The following is a 12,555-nucleotide window of genomic DNA, read 5'->3' on the forward strand; positions in this document are numbered from 1 at the left end:
GCCGGCGGCGTTCCATGGCCACCTATACCTACAGGGCCCTGACCCAGGCCGGCCGCATCGTCACCGGCGAGATTTCCGCCCCCACCGAGGCGGAGGTGCGCCGGCGCATCGAGTTCCTGGGCCTCGTGCCGGTGGAAACCGCGTTGGCGGGCCGGGCCGAGGGGCGGTTCCAGCTGCCTGGCCTCGGCGGCGGGCCGCGCCCGCAGGACGTGACGCAGTTCACCCGCGACCTTGCCTTGCTGCTGCGGGCGGGGGCGCGGCTCGACGAGGCGCTGGAACTGCTGACCGGCGATGCCGACCTCGGCCGCATGCGCGACGTGGCGCGCAAGATCCGCGCCGGCGTGCTGGCGGGGGAGGGGTTCGCGGAGGCGCTGGCCGCCCATCCGGCCCTGTTTCCTCCGGTCTATGTGGCGCTGGTGCGGGTGGGGGAGGCCTCCGGCACCGTCGACCGCATCCTCGACCTGATTGCCGAGGAGCGCGCGCGGGCCGAGCTGCTCCGCCGCAAGGTGGTGGAGGCGCTGCAGTATCCGGCCTTCGTGCTGGTGGCGGCGGGCGGCGTGCTGGTGTTCTTCCTGCTGTTCGTGCTGCCGCAGTTTTCCGGCGTGCTGCGCGACATGGGGGCCAAGCTCGATCCGATGGTCGAGATGCTGCTCGACGCTTCCGACGGCCTGCAGGCCCACACCGATGCGGTGGCGATGGTCGCCGTGGCGCTGCCGCTGGCGCTGTGGGCGCTGTTGCGGCGGGCGAAGGGGCGTGCCGTCCTGCTTGGCGCGCTGGGGCGCCTGCCGCTGGTGCGCACCATCCTCATGTATCGCCGCTCGGCGGTGTTCTGCCGCAATCTCGGCATTCTCATCGGCAACGGGGTGACGCTGACGGCGGCGCTCCGCATTCTGGTGGACGTGGTGTCCAGCGGCGCGGATGGCGCGGCGTGGTCCTCCGCCGCCGAGAAGGTGCGCCACGGCGGGCGCCTGTCGGAGGCCTTCGCCGAGGGGGAGGCGCTGCCGCCCATGGCCATCCGCATGCTGCGCCTGGGCGAGGAGACCGGGCAACTGGCCCTGCTTTCGGGCCGCATCGCGGATTTCTATGAGGAAAAGCTCCAGCGCGCCCTGGCGCGGCTGGTGGCCATCATCGGGCCGTTCGCCATCGTCACCATCTCGCTGGTGGTGGGCGGCCTCATCGTCTCGGTCATGACCGCGCTGCTGTCGGTCAGCCAAAGCATTGGATGAACACCATGAGGATTGCCCCGCGCCGGGCCCGCCCCGCATCGCTCCGCCGGAAGACGGAGGGTGGCTACACCCTGGTCGAGCTGCTGGTGGTCATCACCATCATCGGCCTGCTGGTGGCCCTGGTGGGGCCGCGGGTGCTGAACTATCTCGGCGATTCCAAGGTGAAGACCGCCAAAATCCAGATCCAGGGCTTCTCCAGCGCCCTTGACCTGTTCTACCTTGATGCCGGGCGCTATCCCTCGTCGTCGGAGGGGCTCGGCGCGCTGGTGCAGCGCCCTTCCGGCGTGGCGGCCTGGAACGGGCCCTACCTGAAGGGCGGCACCCTGCCGGCGGACCCTTGGGGCAAGCCCTATGCCTATCGCGCACCCGGCCCGAATGCGCCCTACGAGATCATTTCGCGCGGCTCCGACGGCCAGGAGGGCGGCACCGGTACCGCCGCCGACATCTCCAGCGCTGCCAAATGAGGCCGGCCGGAGCCAGCGGGCTCGGCTGTGGGCTCGGCTGTGGGCTTGGGGCTGGGGCGGCCGGATGAGCCGGGCGCGCCGCCACGGCCGGCCGGCGCGCCGGGGGGCTCCGCCGGCGTGCGGCGAAGCGGGCTTCACCCTGCTGGAAGTGGTGTGCGCTCTGCTGATCGTGGCGGCGCTGGCGGCCATTGCCCTGCCGGCGCTTCCGCGCGCCACCTCCCGGCCCCGGCTCGAGGCCTTCGCGGTGGAGGCGGCGGCGGTGCTGACGGCGGATCGCGCCGCCGCGGTGCGGCAGGGGCGCTGGGTGGCGACCGAGGTGGATGCCCCCGCTGGCCGCATCCGGTCCGGATCGAGCGGGCGCCTCGTGCGCCTGCCGCGGGACGTGCGCGTGGAGACCTTGTTGCCGGCCCAGTGCGACGGTCGCGCGGTGCGTGCGCAGATCGGCTTCTTTCCAAGCGGCATGTCGTGTGGCGGGGTCATCACCCTGGCACGGGGCGCCGCGGTCTATGAGGTTCGCGTGAACTGGCTGACGGGAGGAGTGGAGCTTGTCCCCCGCCTCGCCTCCTGACGCCCCCCCTCTTGGTCCGGCGGGCCGGGCCAGGGCTGGCGCGGCGCGGCAGGCCGGCTTCACCCTGGTCGAGGTGCTGGTGGCGGTGGCGGTGACGGCGGCGGCGCTGGCGGCCATCGGCCTGGTGGTGGCCAGCAACGCCCGCGCTACGCGGGCGCTGGAGCGGCGGGCGGCGCTGCTGGAAACGGCACGGGCCGTGGAGGCGGGCCTTCCCCCCCGTCGCCAGTTGAAGGAGGGGCGCACCGACGGTGCCATCGGCGGCCACGCCTGGCGTGTGGATGTGCGCCCGCTCGACATGGGCGAGGTTCCATCGGACGTGAAATTCGTCCCGCACCATGTGCTGATCCGCGTGCGTGGCCCCGATGGCGCCATGGTGGAGCTTGAGACGGTGCGGCTGGCGCCTGTCGGCGGCGCGCCGGATGCCGCCGCCGGCGTGCCGCCGGGTGAGGCACCGGGAGCGCGGCCGTGAGGCGGGGTCTCCGCCGGAGCTCGGCCGGCTTCACGCTGGTGGAGGTGCTGGTCGCCCTGGCCCTGGCGGGCCTGGTGGTGTCCGCCCTCGCGACCCTGACCCGCCAATGGCTGCCCAATTGGCGCCGGGGCTTCGAGCGGGTGGAGGCGGCCGAGCGGGTCGGCCTCGCCCTGGGCCGGGTGGCCGCGGACCTCAGCGTCGTCGAGGCGGTGCCGGCAAGCCTGGAGCGGCCACGACCGCTGTTCGACGGCGCGCCGTCGTCGATCACCTTCGTGCGCACCGCGCTCGGCCCCCATGCGCCGCCCGGCCTGGAGATCGTCCGCCTCGGCCCGGGGGCCGATGGAGCGGGTCTCGTCCGCAGCGCCGCTCCCTATGCGCCGCGTCGGTCGGAGGAGCCGCTCGGGGTGTTCGGGGCCCCGGTGCGCGTGCTGGGGGCGGCGTATCGGCTCGACTTCTCCTATTCGGGCCGCGATGGCCTGTGGCTCGGGAGCTGGAGCGACCTCGACGAACTGCCTCGGGCGGTGCGGGTGGTGGTGCGCGACGGGCGCACCGGCCGGGCGCTCGACGTCTCGACGGTGGTGGTGGTGCGCGCCGAGCTGCCGGCCGACTGCGTGAGCGAGGCCACGCGGCAGGGGTGCGGCGCCATCGCCGGGCGTGGCGCTGCCGGTCCCGGGGCGGGCAAGGGCGCGCAAACCGGCCCGGGTGGCGGCACGGGCAAGGGGCGGGAGGCCGGAACGCCATGAGCGCCGCGCCTCCGCGCTTCTCGCCCCGCGCCGCGCAGGGCGGCTTCATCCTGGTGGCGGTGCTGTGGATCCTGGCCGCGCTGGCGGCCTTCGCGGGGGTGTATGCCTATTATCTGTCGAACGCGGTGGCGTCGGCCGCGGCGCGTTCGGAGGAGCTTGCCGCCCGGTCCCTGGCGACCGCCGCCCTGGAACTGACCGCCTATCGGCTGCTGGCGCAGCCCCGCGACGAGCGCCCGAGCCACGGCACCTTCGATTTTCGCATGGGCAAGGCCCGTGTGTTCGTCGGCTTCGCCGAGGAGAGCGCGCGCATCGACCTCAATGCCGCGCCGAAGGAGCTGGTGGCGGGCCTGTTCGCCGCGCTCGGCGCGCGCCCCGAGGCGGCCGACGCATATGCGCGGCGCATCGTCGCCTGGCGGTCGTCCGATGTCGAGCCGGGGGCGCCGGACGAAGACGCTCTTTATCATGAGGCCCGGCTCGGCTATGGCCCGCGCCGGGCCCCTTTCGTGCATGTGGACGAGCTGTGGCGCGTGTCCGGCCTGCCGCCGGAGCTGGTGCATGCGGCGTTGCCGCATCTGACGGTGTTCAGCGGCCGGCCACAGGTGAACCTCGCCGACGCCGATCCGGTGGTGCGGGCGGCCGTCGCGGCAGCGCGGCCCGCCGGCGAGGGGGAGGCGGGCGACGCCCCGGCTCCTGCCGCCGAGCGTTCCGAGGCGGTGCGGGTGCGCGTGCGTGTGGTGTTCGGCGGCGGCCGCGGCCATGTCGTCGAGGCCGTCATGCTGCTGCGGGATTTCGGTGACGATCCCTATCGCCTGCTGGCTTGGCGCGAGGGCGCCCCGGCCGGGCCCGGGGGAGGCGGGGACGAGGGAGGAGCGGGCATGGGGCGCGAGGAGGGGAGCCGATGAGCGTCGCCCGCATGGTGGACCTGTTCTCGGCGTGGCTCGACATGGTGGCGGGCGTTGGCGCCGATCTCCTGGCATGGGCGCGGCGGCGGCAGACGCTGCGGGTGTCGGAAGGCGCGGGCGGCGTCTTCTCCCTGGTGCTGCCCTCGGGGGAGGCGCTGGCGCTTCGGCTCGCCGATGCCGACCGGACGGCGGGCCTGCCGCGCGTGGTGGCCGCCCGTCTGAAGGACCAGCCGCTGGACCTGCATCTCGATGGCGGCCGCGTGCTGGTGCGTGCCCTGGACTTGCCCGGCGGCGCGGTGCCATTCCTCGACGGCATCGTACGGACGCAGATCGACCGGCTCACGCCCTGGTCGCCGGACGCGGCCCTGTATGGCTGGACGCCGCCGGAGGCGATCGCCGACGAGCGCATCCGCCTCAAGGTCGCGGCGACGCCGCGCGCGCCCCTGGCGCCGGTGATGGCGCGCCTGCGGGGGCTCGGGGTGGGGGCGATCTTCGTGACGGCCACCGTGGCGACGGACGATGGCCCGGCGACCATCCGTCTGCTCGACCAGGCCGCCGGCGTCGCCTCCGGGCGGGCGCGGGTCCGCGCGGTGCTGCTCGGGCTGCTGGCCACCGTCGTCGTGCTGGCCACTGGGGTGCTGGCGGTGTCTGAGTTCGTCGGGCGCGACCTCGACGCCCAGCTGGAGGAGACGGAGCAGAATATCGCCGCCGCCCGCCGGCTGCTGCTGGCCGCGCGTGACGGACCGGGCGGCGGCAGCCCGGCCGAGCGCGTCCTGGAGCGGCGCAAGCGCGAGGTGCCCGCCGCCGTGCTCGTGCTGGAGAGCCTCTCCAAGGTGCTGCCCGACGACACCTACGTCACCGACCTCCAGCTCGATACCGACAAGGTGCGCATTGCCGGCGTGTCCGGCGCGCCGGCGGATCTGGTGCGGCTGATGGAGCAGTCCGGGGACTTCACCGAGGCCACCTTCGTCGCCCCCACCACGCCGATGGCCGGCGGGCACGGGGAGCGCTTCGACATTGAGGCGCGGATCGTTCCGCCGGCCGGAGGGGCGCCTCCGGCGGCCGCCTCTTCGGATCTCACCTCCTCGGAGGCCCGGCCATGAGCGGCGGCGCGCCCGGCTTCCACTGGCGACCGCTGGCGGCGGTGCTCGGCTATGTGGCGCTGGTGGGCATGCTGGCGGCGCTGGCCCTGGGCACGGTGCTGGATCTGATGGAGCGGCGCGCCGCCGTCGACGCGGCGGCCGGCACCCTGGAGCGCCTTCAGGCCCGGCGCCTTGTCGCGGCGGGCGGCAAGGGGGCCGGTCCGGGCTCCGGCGGCTCGCCCTTCCTCGACGGCCCCACCCTCACCATCGCCGGCGCCAGCCTGATGCAGCGCCTGTCCGGCGCGGTGGCGCGGTTCGGCGGGCACATCGCGTCGTCCCACGTGGAGCTTCAGGGCACGCCGTTCGGCCCCGACTTCGTCGCCGTCAGTGCCAGCCTCGACATCGCCCAGGACGAGTTCCAGAAGCTGCTCTACGATCTTGAGGCGGGCATGCCGTTCCTGTTCGTGGGCCAGCTCGCGGTGCGGCCGGAGCGGACGGAGACGGGGCCGCCGGGCGGCGAAGGCGCGACCGGCGCTGCCGACCCGGAGCGGTTGCAGGTGACGCTGACGGTGTATGGGCAATGGCGGAGGACGCCATGAGCGGGACGGGACGGCGCCTGGGGCCGGCAGCGATGATCCGGTGCGCCGCGCTGGCAGGCGCTTTGATGCTGGCGCCCCATCCGGCCGGAGCCGTGGAGGGCGAGCCGCCGCTGCCTCCGGCGGTGGACGTCGGGCTAGCCTCGGGTCCGTCGCGGCGCGCCGCCGCGCTTTCCGGCAATCCGCTCTGGGCCATGCCGCTGGCCGGCCTGTCCCTCACGCGCGAGCGGCCGATCTTCTCTCCGTCGCGGCGTCCCCCGGCGCAGCCGGAGCCGGAGGAGGGGACGCCGGCGGCGCCGGAGCCGGAGCCCGCGCCGGCCGAGCCGGAGGCGGGCGCGCGGCCGAGCCTTGAGCTGCTGGGAACGATCTCGCGGGCGGAGGACGGCTTTGCCATCTTCCTCGACACCGCGTCGCGCGCCACATTGCGGCTGCGCATCGGTGAAGAGCATGGGGGATGGTCGCTCCAGTCGGTCGCCCCCCGCGACGTGACCCTCAGCAACGGCGGCCAGACCGTCACCCTCGCGCTGCCGGCCCGGAGCGAGCCGCCGGGCGCGGCGCATGGAGCGGAGCCCGAATAGGATGGAGGGGCTCAGCCGCGCCTCGTCCGCCGGGGAAGGGGCTCGGCCGCCGGTGGCGTTTCATTCGTGGCCGCGGCGCGGGCCGCGCGGGCGCGGGCCAGGACCTCGTCGTCGGACGGCGGCGCGGCGGGATGGTGGGTGAGGCAGTTGGGCATGCGCAGCCGGGTGACGGGGAGGTCTTCGCTGGAGGCGTAGAACTCCCCGGTGGAGAGGGTGCTGATGTCGTTCACCCGGCCGCCGCGCGCTGCGGCCAGCTCCTTGGCGGCCTCGATCTGGGTCGGGTGATTGAGCCGGCCGAAGAACTGGGTGAGGCAATTGCCGCTGATGGCATTGTGGATGCCCTTGGGCGCCTGGGTGGCGAAAACCATGCCGAGCCCGTACTTGCGGGCCTGGGAGACCAGCGAGATGGTGCTCTGCCGGCACGGGGTGGCCTGGCCCGAGGGGGCGAAATTCTGCGCCTCGTCCATCACGTAGAGCCCGCCCAGCGGGCCCTGGGCCGGATGCTTCTTCAGCCAGGCGAACAGCGCCATGTGGAGCTGGTTGACGAAGCTCTGCCGCACGTCCGCGTCGGGCAGGCCGACGAAGCTGATGACCGAGACGCGGGCGCTCCTGCCGCCGGCGGGCGCCAGCAGCAGGCCGGGGTCCAGCGGGTCGCCCTGGTCGCGCAGCAGCACGTTCAGCTTGCACTGGGCCAGGAGGTTGTCGGCGAGGCCGGCGGCGATGTTGGGGGCGTTGCGGATGTCGCTGAGGGTCTCCGGCAGGGCCGCGAGCAGGCCGATGAAGCTGGACAGCGCCTCCCCGCCGCTCCGGGCGAACAGCTCGATGGCGCTTTTCAGCACGGCGCGGGCGCGCTGGGCGTTCGGGCTCGGCCCATCGCAGCCGGCCAGGGGCGCGAGCGTCGCCGTTGCCATGTCCACCGCCTGCTGCAGTTCGAACCGGTCGTCGGCGATGGAGCCGAAGTCCGGCAGGGGGCGCAGGTTCAGGGCCCGCCCGTCGGCGCGGCCCGGGGTCCAGATCACCACGTCGGTCTCGTCGAGCAGGCGCCGGGCCCGCGCCGCGTCGCCGGGAACCCAGCCGCGCGGCGGCGCCGGCCATGCCTCGCCGAGCCGGGCGAGGTCGTTGTTGGTGTCGAGCACGATGGAGGAGATGCCGCGCAGGGCGGCCTCCTCGATGATCCGGCGCAGCAGCACCGTCTTGCCCGAGCCCGAGCCGGCGAACACCGCCGCGTGCTGGCGCAGGCGCGGCAGCGGCAGCGCCACCGGCGGGCCGCCCTGTTCCGGCGCGCCTCGGTAGCCGATGGGCAGGGCGGCGGGGTTGGGCGTCTCCGGCGGAGCGGCCGGGGCGTGGGCGGGGCGGTCCGCAACATCGGGATCGCTGCCGGCTTGCACGGACTCGCGTTGTCCCTGCGTCGGGCTCTGCGTCGGCATCGATGGGGTGGTGCGGGTGGCGGTGTCGTCGGCGGGCAGGCAGTCGGCGAACAGGCGGATGCGCCGGGTCGGCCGGCGGGCGCGCAGCCATCGGACCAATCCGGCGGGCTTGGCGTCGAGCATCTGCTGCAGCGCCGAGAGCACTTGCATGTCGCCGGCGTCGAGGGGGCGGACCTCGGCGCCGTCCGTCGTGAGCGCGGCAACCGCCTTGGCGGTCGCCGCGCCGTTGGGCCAGGCCGCGTTGCGCAGGATCACCAGGTGCCGCAGCTCCTTGAGGAGGCCGATGCCGGATGCGCCGGCGGCGTGGCGCAGCGCTGCCCGCACCGCCGCGTGATGGCTGGCGCCGATGGCGCGAAATGCCCAGCTTTCCTCGGCCTCCGACTGCTCCGACAACGCGCGCCGCAAGCGCGCATGCAGGGCGGGCGCGCCGGTGCCGAAATCGGTCTCCAGGGCGTAGGCGCTGTGGTCGGGCCGCTCGTTGATCCAGGCCTCCAGGCCGGCGCGCAGCAGGTCCGGGACGGCCGTGTTTTCAGTCCGGGGGTCCAGGGCATTGGCCGGGGCGGCGGCGCGGAGGCTGTCGAACAGGGCGTCGAGCCGCGACAGGTCCGCGTCGGCGCGGGTGGTTTCGGTCTCGCCCCTGCCGTTGCCTTCGCGTTTCGTCCGGGCATCATCCGCGGACCCCGCCGGGGATTGCCTCTCCTCCGGCTTCCGGAAGGATGCCAGCACGCGGGCCGCACCGGCTTCGATGCAGAGTCCGACATGCTGGGCCACCTCGGAAATCAGCTCGCGGGGCGTGAAGCTGGGCAGGTCGCCGTCGGCGAAGGCGCTGGCGGCGATGGGCCAGGTGGCGAACGGCGGGCGAAAGCCGATCCGCGCATATCCCGGCGCCAGGCGGCGCGCGACGATGTCTTCCGCCACCGGTCCGTCGATGCGCCGCGACAGGGTCACCGGCAGCGCCCGGAACCGGTCCTTGGCGGCGCCCACGGTCTTGCGCTCGATATACTCCATGGTCTCGGGAAAGCACGACACCAGGGTGAGGGTGGCGGTGGTGTGCTCCTTCATGCCCATGAGGCCGTGGGAGATCTGCGCCAGCTGGTCGGGCTTCTTCATCACCGCCAGGGTGTCCAGCAGCACGTCCAGCTGGTCGAAGGCGACGAGGCTGGCGCCGGTCTGTCCCAGCAGCCAGGAGAGCGCGGTGACACAGGTCTGGGCGTCGATGGACTCGCTCATGAAGCCGAGGGCGCGGCGGTCCTCCGGATCCAGGGGCACGCCAAGCAGCAGCATCTCGCCGTATGCCGCCTGTTCGTGCCGGCTCTTCAGCAGCAGCAAGGCCCGCAACATATCGGAGATCGCGATGCCGAGCGCGCCGCCCGGCAAGCGCAGCCCGCCCGGCCGTGGCGCGCGCAGGCGCGTGATGAGCACGCCGACGAGCTGGGCGTCATAATGGCGACCCACCAGGAAATTGTACTCGCCGTCTTCCGGCCGGTGCCCGAGACGCAGGGCGAAGCGATGGGCCCAAAGGTCCACCTGCCGCACGGGCTCGGTCGGCTGGATGCGGCTGCCGGCCTGTCGCCGCCCCCTCGGCAGCTCCCGCACCAGTCCGGTGGCATAGGCGTTGACGACGCATTGCCAGAAGGCCTGACCGTCCAGCAGCTCGACCAGGAAGAAGTATCCGCCCCGCTGCCACACCTCCCGGCGCACCGAGCCAAGCAGGTGGGTCTTGCCGAGGCCCTTGCCGCCCACCAGGAACAGGCCCGGGGGCGAGCCGGTCGCGGGGGCGTGCTCCAGGCTCTTCTCGGCGTCGCCGAAGGCGGTGAGGATGCGGGCGCGCTCGGCGGCGTGGAGGGCGTCCACGTGGAGCCGGGAATCGGTCCACACGCTGTCGAGGGAATGGACCCAGTCGAAGCGGTGTTCCTGCAGGGCCGCGAGCTCCGCCGTCATCTGTCCTGACCTCCCCAGCATGCGCGGGCCTTTCGGTCCGTCTTGGCATCCCGACCTGGTGTGCAGTGTGAACCGGCGCTTGTCGCCGGGCGCGTGCGCGGTGCGGCCTCAGTCGAGGAACGCGAAATGGTGGGCGGTCGCGGCGCCCAGCTTCAGCCCGGCGGCGCGGTCCTGCTCGGTCAGCGTCTTCTGGTCCACCACCGGCTCGATGCTGACCCGGCGCGCCGCCAGCAGGCCGAGCAGGGCGGTGTCGATGGTGGTCGCGTCGAAGCCCGGCAGCGCCTGGCGCAGGGCCGAGAGGCGCAGCCACCCCTGCGGCCGCTGGACCAGGGCGCGGTAGGCAGCCTCGATGGCGTCCTCCGCCGGTCCCGGCCCGGCGGGCGCCGCGTCCTGTTCCGCCGGCAGCGGGCCGAAGACATCCGCGGCGGCGAGGCGCCGGGCGTCCATGTAGGCGCCGAGGCGGGCGAGGACGGCATAGAGCGCGCGGGTGGCGGAACTGCCCGCCGGTGCCGGCGCGGTGAAGTCCGCGCGGGCCAGCGACCACCCCCTGTCCGTCAGTTCCAGGGCGAAGGTGCGGCCGTGCTTGGTCTTCTGGAGCAGGCCCCGGCTTTCCAGCTGCGCGCGGTCCGGCGCCTGCAGCGCCACCACGGCGATGATGTCGGAGTTCAGGGCGTTGCCGCCCCGCGCCATCAAGGTGAGGAGGAACAGGCGTTGATTGGGCTTCAGCTCGGTGGTCATGGTCCCCATCCGATTCTTGAGATTCCCGCGTCTCGCCGACGTGCCAGAACCGCCTTTACCTTTGCAAGCGAAAGCTGCAAGTCGCCGAGCACTTGCTCGTTGGTGAGCCGCAGCACCACATAGCCGGCATGGAGCAGCGCGAAATCGCGGTCCCGGTCCTGGGCATATTTGGTCCGGGCACGGTGGTCGGCGCCGTCGATCTCCACCACCAGCCGTTCCTGTTCCCACAGGATGTCCACCTTTGGCCGGGCGGTGATGTCCACCATGCGGTTGAAGCCGAAGGCGCCGGCCCAGTCGGCGCGGGCCAGGGCCCGCGCCAGCGCCAGCTCAGCCGGGCTGTGGGGGTTGGGTTGTCCAAGGATGCCGCCGAAGAACGGCAGGGACGGGGCACGGGCGTCCTCGGCCGGCGGTGGCGTCCGCGCGGCCGCATCACCGGGCGGGCGCAGCACGGAGAGGGTGTCCCAGCGCGCGGCCGGCTCGGTAATCCAGACATCCACGTCCGCATGGTTGACCACCCAGCGGCACAGGGCTTCAAGCCAGGGGCCGAACGCCGCCTCGGGCGCCCGCGGATCGAGGGCGATCACCAGCCGCCGTCCGCCGCTGCCGCAGGTGATGGCGGCGCACAGGTCGTGCAGCTCCGCCGGCGGCGGCAGGTCGGCGGCGCGGGGCATTTCCCCGGCAAGCGCCCGGGCGCCGGCCCGTCGCAGCCAGGCCGGCGAGACGCCGAGCCGCGGGGCAAGGTCCGCCGCCGCAAGGTCGAGGGCGGCCCGGGCGAGGGCGGAATCGGCGTCGAACCGCGCCGCGAGCGGATGCCACGCGGGCCACAACCCGCCCAGGGTGGTCGCGAGATGATCGAGGAGGCCATCGACGAGCCCGGCGAAGGACGCGGGGGCCGCCAGGGGATACAAAGCCAGGCGCACTCCGGCATCGGCGCCGAGCATGTCGCTGGCGGCGACCATCTGGTCGCACCGGATCCCCGCCACGGCGACCGCGCGGCGGTGTCCCACCAGGGCCGACAGCCGCCGCCACTCCGGTACACCCGATGCGACGGCGGGCGCCCGCGCCATCGCCGCCCCTTCCATTGTTCCCGTGCCCCGCACCTGCCGCCTCCCCAGGGAAGAGGTAGCATCGATCCGGGGCCGGTTGAAGCTGTTGCATGGTGTAACCCCCGATGGCGCCGCCGGGGGGAGGCGGCCGTGGCCTAATCCGGAGCTTTGGGGAGGATGGACCTTGGCACTTCGGGGTTCTGCTCGGTCCGGTCGCGGTAGAGGGCGGCGCGCGCCAGCAGCATCAGCGTGACTGGAGTGGTGACGGTGACGAATACGGCGATCAGGATCTCATGCAGGACCGGCCGGCTGCCCAGCACCGAGAAGCACAGCATGGAGGCGATCAGGACGCAGCCGGTGCCCAGCGTCGCCCCGAGGGTGGGGGCATGGACCCGGGCGTAGAAGGAGTTCAGCCGCCACAGTCCGGCCGAGCCGAGCAGGGTGATGGCGGCGCCGGCGATCACGAAGGCCGCCACCAGCAGGGCCGCCCAGGCCGGCAGCTCGGGGGCGCTGGTCATTCGATCACCTCGCCGCGCATGAGGAACTTGGCGAACGCCACGGTGCCGACGAAGCCCAGCAGGCCGATGATCAACGCCGCCTCGAAGAAGTGCGGATTGCCCTCCCGGATGCCGAGGGTGAGGAACAGCAGCATGGTGTTCACATAAAGGGTGTCGAGGCCGAGGATGCGGTCCTGGGCGCGGGGACCGCGCAGCATCCGCAGGGCGGCGCAGCCCATGGCCAGCCCCAGCAGCACCTGGGCGAGGGTCAGGGCGCC

14 protein-coding genes are annotated in these 12,555 nt (G+C 73.5%); 9 read left to right on the forward strand and 5 right to left on the reverse strand.

The genetic code is table 11. The annotated features are described in order from the left end of the window. The first annotated feature begins 14 nt into the window (after positions 1–14). The 9 genes from V5F53_RS19190 to V5F53_RS19230 all read left to right on the forward strand — a co-directional run bounded on the left by V5F53_RS19190 (position 15) and on the right by V5F53_RS19230 (position 6,628). Positions 15–1,226, forward strand: a complete 1,212-nt coding sequence (locus V5F53_RS19190; protein ID WP_393997537.1) for a type II secretion system F family protein — start codon at positions 15–17, stop codon at positions 1,224–1,226. 5 nt (positions 1,227–1,231) lie between these two features. Further along, positions 1,232–1,690 carry a type II secretion system major pseudopilin GspG gene (gene gspG / locus V5F53_RS19195; RefSeq protein ID WP_393997536.1) on the forward strand — a complete coding sequence of 153 codons (459 nt, stop codon included), beginning with the start codon at positions 1,232–1,234 and terminating at the stop codon, positions 1,688–1,690. A 64-nt stretch (positions 1,691–1,754) separates the two neighbouring features. Beyond that, positions 1,755–2,258: a prepilin-type N-terminal cleavage/methylation domain-containing protein gene (locus tag V5F53_RS19200; protein WP_393997535.1), complete on the forward strand. Its 504-nt coding sequence runs from the start codon at positions 1,755–1,757 to the stop codon at positions 2,256–2,258. After that, the gene (locus V5F53_RS19205; protein ID WP_393997534.1) at positions 2,236–2,727 is read left to right on the forward strand and encodes a prepilin-type N-terminal cleavage/methylation domain-containing protein; all 492 of its coding nucleotides are present in this window, start codon (positions 2,236–2,238) and stop codon (positions 2,725–2,727) included. The genes V5F53_RS19200 and V5F53_RS19205 overlap by 23 nt, the downstream gene beginning before the upstream one ends. Beyond that, positions 2,724–3,470, forward strand: a complete 747-nt coding sequence (locus V5F53_RS19210; protein ID WP_393997533.1) for a PulJ/GspJ family protein — start codon at positions 2,724–2,726, stop codon at positions 3,468–3,470. The genes V5F53_RS19205 and V5F53_RS19210 overlap by 4 nt, the downstream gene beginning before the upstream one ends. Continuing rightward, the gene (locus V5F53_RS19215) at positions 3,467–4,372 is read left to right on the forward strand and encodes a type II secretion system minor pseudopilin (protein ID WP_393997532.1); all 906 of its coding nucleotides are present in this window, start codon (positions 3,467–3,469) and stop codon (positions 4,370–4,372) included. Before V5F53_RS19210 ends, V5F53_RS19215 begins: the two co-directional genes overlap by 4 nt. Continuing rightward, entirely contained in the window at positions 4,369–5,475 is a 1,107-nt protein-coding gene (locus tag V5F53_RS19220) for a PilN domain-containing protein (RefSeq protein ID WP_393997531.1), read from the forward strand. The genes V5F53_RS19215 and V5F53_RS19220 overlap by 4 nt, the downstream gene beginning before the upstream one ends. After that, positions 5,472–6,053 (forward strand): type II secretion system protein GspM, encoded by a 582-nt coding sequence (gene gspM, locus V5F53_RS19225; RefSeq protein ID WP_393997530.1) that lies wholly within the window; start codon positions 5,472–5,474, stop codon positions 6,051–6,053. Before V5F53_RS19220 ends, gspM begins: the two co-directional genes overlap by 4 nt. Beyond that, positions 6,050–6,628, forward strand: coding sequence for a hypothetical protein (locus tag V5F53_RS19230; protein WP_393997529.1), 579 nt, complete (start codon positions 6,050–6,052; stop codon positions 6,626–6,628). The genes gspM and V5F53_RS19230 overlap by 4 nt, the downstream gene beginning before the upstream one ends. 11 nt (positions 6,629–6,639) lie before the next feature. Here the strand turns inward: V5F53_RS19230 and V5F53_RS19235 are convergent, their stop codons facing one another. The 5 genes from V5F53_RS19235 to V5F53_RS19255 all read right to left on the reverse strand — a co-directional run bounded on the left by V5F53_RS19235 (position 6,640) and on the right by V5F53_RS19255 (position 12,516). Further along, positions 6,640–9,996 carry a helicase HerA domain-containing protein gene (locus V5F53_RS19235; RefSeq protein ID WP_393997528.1) on the reverse strand — a complete coding sequence of 1,119 codons (3,357 nt, stop codon included), beginning with the start codon at positions 9,994–9,996 and terminating at the stop codon, positions 6,640–6,642. 108 nt (positions 9,997–10,104) lie between these two features. Then, positions 10,105–10,734: a hypothetical protein gene (locus tag V5F53_RS19240; protein ID WP_393997527.1), complete on the reverse strand. Its 630-nt coding sequence runs from the start codon at positions 10,732–10,734 to the stop codon at positions 10,105–10,107. Further along, positions 10,731–11,801, reverse strand: a complete 1,071-nt coding sequence (locus tag V5F53_RS19245; protein ID WP_393997526.1) for an endonuclease domain-containing protein — start codon at positions 11,799–11,801, stop codon at positions 10,731–10,733. Before V5F53_RS19245 ends, V5F53_RS19240 begins: the two co-directional genes overlap by 4 nt. A gap of 134 nt (positions 11,802–11,935) precedes the next feature. Then, positions 11,936–12,298: a monovalent cation/H(+) antiporter subunit G gene (gene mnhG / locus V5F53_RS19250; protein ID WP_393997525.1), complete on the reverse strand. Its 363-nt coding sequence runs from the start codon at positions 12,296–12,298 to the stop codon at positions 11,936–11,938. Next, entirely contained in the window at positions 12,295–12,516 is a 222-nt protein-coding gene (locus V5F53_RS19255; protein ID WP_393997545.1) for a K+/H+ antiporter subunit F, read from the reverse strand. Before V5F53_RS19255 ends, mnhG begins: the two co-directional genes overlap by 4 nt. Positions 12,517–12,555: the final 39 nt, after the last annotated feature.

It is taken from the genome of Xanthobacter cornucopiae, from assembly GCF_043195065.2.
GTDB lineage: Bacteria > Pseudomonadota > Alphaproteobacteria > Rhizobiales > Xanthobacteraceae > Xanthobacter.

Coding starts and splice junctions, on each gene's coding strand:
- V5F53_RS19190 (WP_393997537.1), top strand. CDS start 15: ATGGCCACCTATACCTACAGGGCCCTGACCCAGGCCGGCCGCATCGTC.
- gspG (WP_393997536.1), top strand. CDS start 1,232: ATGAGGATTGCCCCGCGCCGGGCCCGCCCCGCATCGCTCCGCCGGAAG.
- V5F53_RS19200 (WP_393997535.1), top strand. CDS start 1,755: ATGAGCCGGGCGCGCCGCCACGGCCGGCCGGCGCGCCGGGGGGCTCCG.
- V5F53_RS19215 (WP_393997532.1), top strand. CDS start 3,467: ATGAGCGCCGCGCCTCCGCGCTTCTCGCCCCGCGCCGCGCAGGGCGGC.
- V5F53_RS19220 (WP_393997531.1), top strand. CDS start 4,369: ATGAGCGTCGCCCGCATGGTGGACCTGTTCTCGGCGTGGCTCGACATG.
- gspM (WP_393997530.1), top strand. CDS start 5,472: ATGAGCGGCGGCGCGCCCGGCTTCCACTGGCGACCGCTGGCGGCGGTG.
- V5F53_RS19230 (WP_393997529.1), top strand. CDS start 6,050: ATGAGCGGGACGGGACGGCGCCTGGGGCCGGCAGCGATGATCCGGTGC.
- V5F53_RS19235 (WP_393997528.1), bottom strand. CDS start 9,996: ATGACGGCGGAGCTCGCGGCCCTGCAGGAACACCGCTTCGACTGGGTC.
- V5F53_RS19240 (WP_393997527.1), bottom strand. CDS start 10,734: ATGACCACCGAGCTGAAGCCCAATCAACGCCTGTTCCTCCTCACCTTG.
- V5F53_RS19245 (WP_393997526.1), bottom strand. CDS start 11,801: ATGGCGCGGGCGCCCGCCGTCGCATCGGGTGTACCGGAGTGGCGGCGG.
- mnhG (WP_393997525.1), bottom strand. CDS start 12,298: ATGACCAGCGCCCCCGAGCTGCCGGCCTGGGCGGCCCTGCTGGTGGCG.
- V5F53_RS19255 (WP_393997545.1), bottom strand. CDS start 12,516: ATGGGCTGCGCCGCCCTGCGGATGCTGCGCGGTCCCCGCGCCCAGGAC.